We start from the raw sequence: 4,828 nt of genomic DNA on the forward strand, positions 1-4,828 counted from the left end.
TTGTCGATGACGGCGAGTCGCTGGCGCGTTTCGCTACGGACAGCTTCGATCTGGCGGTGATTCAGGCGCCGAGCGCAGAAGATGCGGCGGAAATGATCAAGCAACTCACCCGCGTTGCGCGGCAGGGCCTGATCACTCGGCGCTGATTGGTCTTACGGATATTCAATCGCAACGATGTAAACGAACTGCTCGCCGGTCGGCGTCTGCACCCGCACTTCCGCGTCGAGTGCCTTGCCGATCAGCGCGCGGGCCAGCGGCGAGTCGATGCTTATCAAACCCTGTTTGAGGTCCAGTTCATCGGGGCCGACGATGCGGTAGCGCGATTGCTTGCCGTCTTCGTCTTCGATGGTCACCCAGGCGCCGAAATAGACCTTGTTCGGATCGCTGGGTTTTTCGCTGACCACCTTGAGCGCTTCCAGGCGTTTGGTGAGAAAGCGCACGCGGCTGTCGATTTCCCGCAGCATCTTTTTCCCGTAGGTGTACTCGGCGTTTTCCGAACGATCACCTTGCGCTGCCGCTTCACTCACCGCCTGGGTGACCTGCGGGCGACGCACATGCCACAACTCATGGAATTCGGCGCGCATCCGCGCTTCACCCTCGGGGGTGATCAGCGCGGTGCCGGCGGTGCGGGGAGGGCGATAACGGCTCATGGCGACTTCTTGTGATTAAGACGGCTTGAGTCTATCAACCCTCGCGCAACACTGTCAGCGGGCTGGCGTTCAGCGCCCGGCGAGTGCCGAACACACCGGCGCCACCAATCAGCACGGCGCCAATCAGCGGCAGCACCAGCAGCCATGGATGCGGATGCCATGGCAGATCAAAAGCGAAGCGGTACAGCACCAGACTGACCACCTCCGAACCGATCGCCGCGAGCAAGCCGCTTACCGCGCCCAACAAGCCGAATTCGATGCGCCGCGCCTTGATCAGCAACTGCCGCTCGGCACCCAGCGCGCGCAACAGCGCCCCTTGGCGAATGCGTTCATCCAGCGTCGCTTGCAGACCGGAGAACAGCACCGCCATCCCCGCAGCCAGAACAAACAACAACACATATTCCACCGCCAGGGTGACCTGAGCGAGGATGCTGCGCAGCTGTTCGAGCAACGCTTCGACCTGCAGGATGGTCACCGCCGGGAAGGTCCGCGACAGCTCGACGATCTGCTGATCATGCCCCGGCGCCAGATAGAAACTGGTCAGGTAGGTCGCCGGCAGATCCTTCAAGGTGCCGGGCTGGAAGATCATGAAGAAGTTCGGCTGGAAGTTGTCCCAGTTGATCTCGCGCAGGCTGGTGACCTTCGCTTCCCGATTGACCCCGCCAACGCTGAACACCATGTGATCGCCGAGTTTGAGTTTCAGGCTTTCGGCCACCTTGCCTTCCACCGAAACCCCCGGCACATCATCAGACGGCTGGCCGCTCCACCACGAGCCGGCGGTGAGCTTGTTGCCGGCCGGCAGATCCGCCGCCCAGGTCAGGCTCAAGTCACGCTGGATGGCGCGATCACCGGCCGAGTCCTTGCTGACGATTTGCTGTACCGCCTCGCCATTGATGCTGATCAGTCGCCCTGGCACCACCGGATACAGCGGCGCCGCTTGCGCGGACACCTTGATCAGGTGATCGGCGAAAGCCTGTTTGTCCGCCGGGAGAATATTCAGCGCGAAGTAGTTCGGCGCATTTTTCGGTAGCTGGTTTTGCCAGGTGTCGAGCAGTTCGCCGCGCAGCAGTGCGATCAGCGCCATCGACAACAGGATCAGACCGAACGCCAGCGACTGCCCGGCTGCCGCCAATGGATGCCGCAACAACTGGCCAAGACCCAGGCGCCACGGCAACGAGGCGCGGGCGAGCATGCGGCGCAGGCTTTGCAGCAACAACAGCAGCAGGCCGCCCAGCACCAGCGCGGCGACCACGCCGCCGCCAAGCAGGGCGAAGGTCAGCAGCAGGTCGAGGCTCAGACGCCACATGATCAGGCCCAGCGCACCCAGCGCCGCGCCGTAGACCATCCATGTGCTCGAGGGGATCGGCAGCATGTCGCGGCGCAATACCCGCAGCGGCGGCACGCGACCCAGTGCCGCGAGTGGCGGCAAGGCAAAACCGGCCAGCGCCACCAGCCCGGTGCCAATCCCGGCAATCGCCGGAAACAGGCCACCCGGCGGCACATCGCTCGGCAGTAAATCATGCAACAGTGCGAACAGCCCCAGTTGCGCCAGCCAACCGAGCAAGGCGCCGCTGACAGCCGCCACCAGTCCAAGCACAGTCAGTTGCAGACTGAACAGCACCATGGTTTCCCGGCGCGACAAGCCGAGGCAGCGCAGCAAGGCACTGGCATCGAAACGCCGACTGGCGAAACGGTTCGCCGACAACGCCACTGCTACCCCGGCCAACAACACCGCAACCAGGCTGGCCATATTCAGATAACGCTCAGCCTTGCCCAGCGCACCGCCGATTTGCCGGTTACCGTCACGGGCATCCTGGATTCGCTGGTTTGCAGCGAGGCCTGGTTTGATCAATTCACGATAGGTTTCCAGCGTCTGCGGTTCGCCGCGCCAGAGTTCGCGGTAACTCACCCGGCTGCCGGGTTGCACCACGCCGGTGGCGGTGAGGTCGTCAAGATTGATCAGTACCCGTGGCGTCAGGCTGTAAAAGTTGCCAGCGCGATCCGGCTCGTAGGTCAGCACGCGGGTCAGCTTGAGCGTCTTCATGCCGACGTCGATGCTGTCGCCGATCTTCAGATCCAGCGCGGTCAACAGGCGCGCCTCGACCCAGGCTTCACCGGGTTGCGGTTCGCCGCCGACTTCTTCCAGGGCAAAGGGTGCGGGCGCGCTCTTCAGCTCGCCGCGCAGTGGATAGGCGCGGTCGACGGCTTTGATGCTGGATAACTGAATGCCGTTATCGGTGGCAATGACGCTGGAAAACTCCACCACTTGCGCATGATTCAGGCGCAGTTCGGTGCCGCTGCGGATTTGCTCCTCGCGGGCCGGCGAGCTGCCTTCCAGCACCAGATCGGCACCGAGAAACTCGGTAGCGCGCAGCATCATCGCGCCGTTGAGGCGGGCGCCGAAGTAGCCGATCGCGGTGCTCGCCGCGACGGCCACCACCAGCGCAAAGAACAACACGCGCAACTCACCGGCGCGGGCATCGCGCATGAGCTGGCGCAGGGCAAGACTGAACAGACGCAACAGCGGCAGACGTGCCATCAAGGCTCCAGAGGGGCGACCAGCAGCCCGGCTTCAAGACGGATCAGGCGCCGGCAGCGATGGGCCAGGCGTTCGTCGTGGGTCACCAGCACCAGGGTGGTGCCGCGTTCCTTGTTCAATTCGAACAGCAAGTCGCTGATGCGCTCGCCGGTGTGGCTGTCGAGGTTGCCGGTCGGCTCGTCGGCGAACAGCACGTCCGGTTCGGCAGCGAAGGCGCGGGCGATGGCCACGCGCTGCTGTTCACCACCGGAGAGCTGGCGCGGCGAGTGGGTCAGGCGCTGGCCGAGGCCGACGCGCTGGAGCAACTGTGTGGCGCGCTCGCGGGCATCTTTGCGGCCATCGAGTTCGAGCGGCAGCATGACGTTTTCCAGCGCATTGAGACTGTCGAGCAACTGAAATGACTGGAAGACAAACCCGACGTGCTCGGCGCGGATTCGTGCGCGCTGGTCTTCGTCGAGATTGCTCAGGCCCTGGCCGGCGAGGGTGACTTCGCCGCTGCTCGGCAGGTCGAGGCCGGCGAGCAGGCCGAGGAGGGTGGATTTGCCGGAACCGGACGCGCCGACGATGGCCAGGCTGTCGCCCTTGTTCAGTTCCAGGCTGAGTTCGTGCAGGATAGTCAGTTCACCTTCCGCGCTAGGGACCACTTTGCTGAGGTTCTTCGCGGTGAGAATGCTTGCGCCCATGGAGAATCCGATGCGTGTATGGTTTTTGAGTGCTGGCCTGGCCTTGATGTGCATGGCCCAGAACGCAGCGGCGGGTACTGTCCTGATCGTTGGCGATAGTATCAGCGCCGGTTTCGGCCTGGATACCCGTCTGGGGTGGGTCTCGCTGCTCGAGCAGCGGCTCAAACAGGAGGGTTTCGACGATAAAGTGGTCAACGCCTCGATCAGTGGCGACACCAGTGCCGGAGGCCAGGCGCGGCTGCCGGCGCTGCTTGCAGAGCATAAGCCGGAGTTGGTGATCCTCGAGCTGGGTGGCAATGACGGCCTGCGCGGGATGCCGCCAACACAATTGCAACAAAATCTTGCCTCGATGATCGACAGCTCGCGGCAGAGCGGTGCGAAAGTGCTGCTGCTCGGCATGCAGTTGCCACCCAATTATGGCAAGCGCTACACCGATTCGTTCGCCGAGGTTTACGGCAAGCTCGCCGAAGAGAAAAACATCCCGTTGGTGCCGTTTTTTCTCGAAGGTGTCGGTGGGCACCCGGACCTGATGCAAGCCGACGGTCTACACCCGGCCGCCGGGGCTCAGGGCAAGTTGCTGGAAAATGTCTGGCCGACGCTAAAACCGCTGTTATGAGGCTTTTCTAGTGGCAGGCTTTCGGCTAATGTGGCGCCCCCTAATTTGGAGCCCCCGATGCCGCGTCCTGCCTGGTCCCTGTTTGCCTACCAACTGATCGAGCCTGACGAGCAGCTGGATCTGTTCGCCTGCCAGGAAGTGCGGGTGCATCTGGTGACGCGTCAGTTGGAACTCGGTGGCTCGGCCGATCGCACGCTATGCGGCACTCTGCTGCCGGCGCAACCGCGCTGGTCGAATGTTGATCGCCGGGTGTTCCAGGATCAGCGTCTGTGCTCGCTGTGCCGGGCGATTCTTGAATCGCAGAAACGCGGTACGTCGCCGATCTGGCCCGAGCTGCGAT

5 protein-coding genes and 1 pseudogene are annotated in these 4,828 nt (G+C 63.3%); 3 read left to right on the forward strand and 3 right to left on the reverse strand.

The features are described from left to right. Positions 1 to 146: pseudogene (locus D6877_RS17530) on the forward strand (class I SAM-dependent methyltransferase); the annotation flags it as partial. Positions 147 to 152: 6 nt separating this feature from the next. Here D6877_RS17530 and greB read toward each other — a convergent pair. The 3 genes from greB to D6877_RS17545 are packed head-to-tail and all read right to left on the reverse strand — an operon-like array spanning position 153 to position 3,872. Then, positions 153 to 650, reverse strand: coding sequence for a transcription elongation factor GreB (gene greB / locus D6877_RS17535; protein ID WP_071173132.1), 498 nt, complete (start codon positions 648 to 650; stop codon positions 153 to 155). A 34-nt stretch (positions 651 to 684) separates the two neighbouring features. Next, positions 685 to 3,189 (reverse strand): ABC transporter permease, encoded by a 2,505-nt coding sequence (locus D6877_RS17540; protein WP_130911587.1) that lies wholly within the window; start codon positions 3,187 to 3,189, stop codon positions 685 to 687. Continuing rightward, positions 3,189 to 3,872 carry an ABC transporter ATP-binding protein gene (locus tag D6877_RS17545; RefSeq protein WP_016770883.1) on the reverse strand — a complete coding sequence of 228 codons (684 nt, stop codon included), beginning with the start codon at positions 3,870 to 3,872 and terminating at the stop codon, positions 3,189 to 3,191. Before D6877_RS17545 ends, D6877_RS17540 begins: the two co-directional genes overlap by 1 nt. Positions 3,873 to 3,882: 10 nt before the next feature. Here D6877_RS17545 and D6877_RS17550 point away from each other — a divergent pair, with 10 nt between their 5' ends. Further along, positions 3,883 to 4,488 carry an arylesterase gene (locus D6877_RS17550; RefSeq protein WP_161984070.1) on the forward strand — a complete coding sequence of 202 codons (606 nt, stop codon included), beginning with the start codon at positions 3,883 to 3,885 and terminating at the stop codon, positions 4,486 to 4,488. 57 nt (positions 4,489 to 4,545) lie between these two features. Further along, positions 4,546 to 4,828 (forward strand): hypothetical protein (locus D6877_RS17555; protein ID WP_130911607.1); only part of this gene is annotated, 283 nt, incomplete at its 3' end.

Origin of the sequence: Pseudomonas sp. Sample_9, from assembly GCF_004307535.1 — a bacterium.
GTDB lineage: Bacteria > Pseudomonadota > Gammaproteobacteria > Pseudomonadales > Pseudomonadaceae > Aquipseudomonas > Aquipseudomonas mercuritolerans.

Coding starts and splice junctions, on each gene's coding strand:
- greB (WP_071173132.1), bottom strand. CDS start 650: ATGAGCCGTTATCGCCCTCCCCGCACCGCCGGCACCGCGCTGATCACC.
- D6877_RS17540 (WP_130911587.1), bottom strand. CDS start 3,189: ATGGCACGTCTGCCGCTGTTGCGTCTGTTCAGTCTTGCCCTGCGCCAG.
- D6877_RS17545 (WP_016770883.1), bottom strand. CDS start 3,872: ATGGGCGCAAGCATTCTCACCGCGAAGAACCTCAGCAAAGTGGTCCCT.
- D6877_RS17550 (WP_161984070.1), top strand. CDS start 3,883: ATGCGTGTATGGTTTTTGAGTGCTGGCCTGGCCTTGATGTGCATGGCC.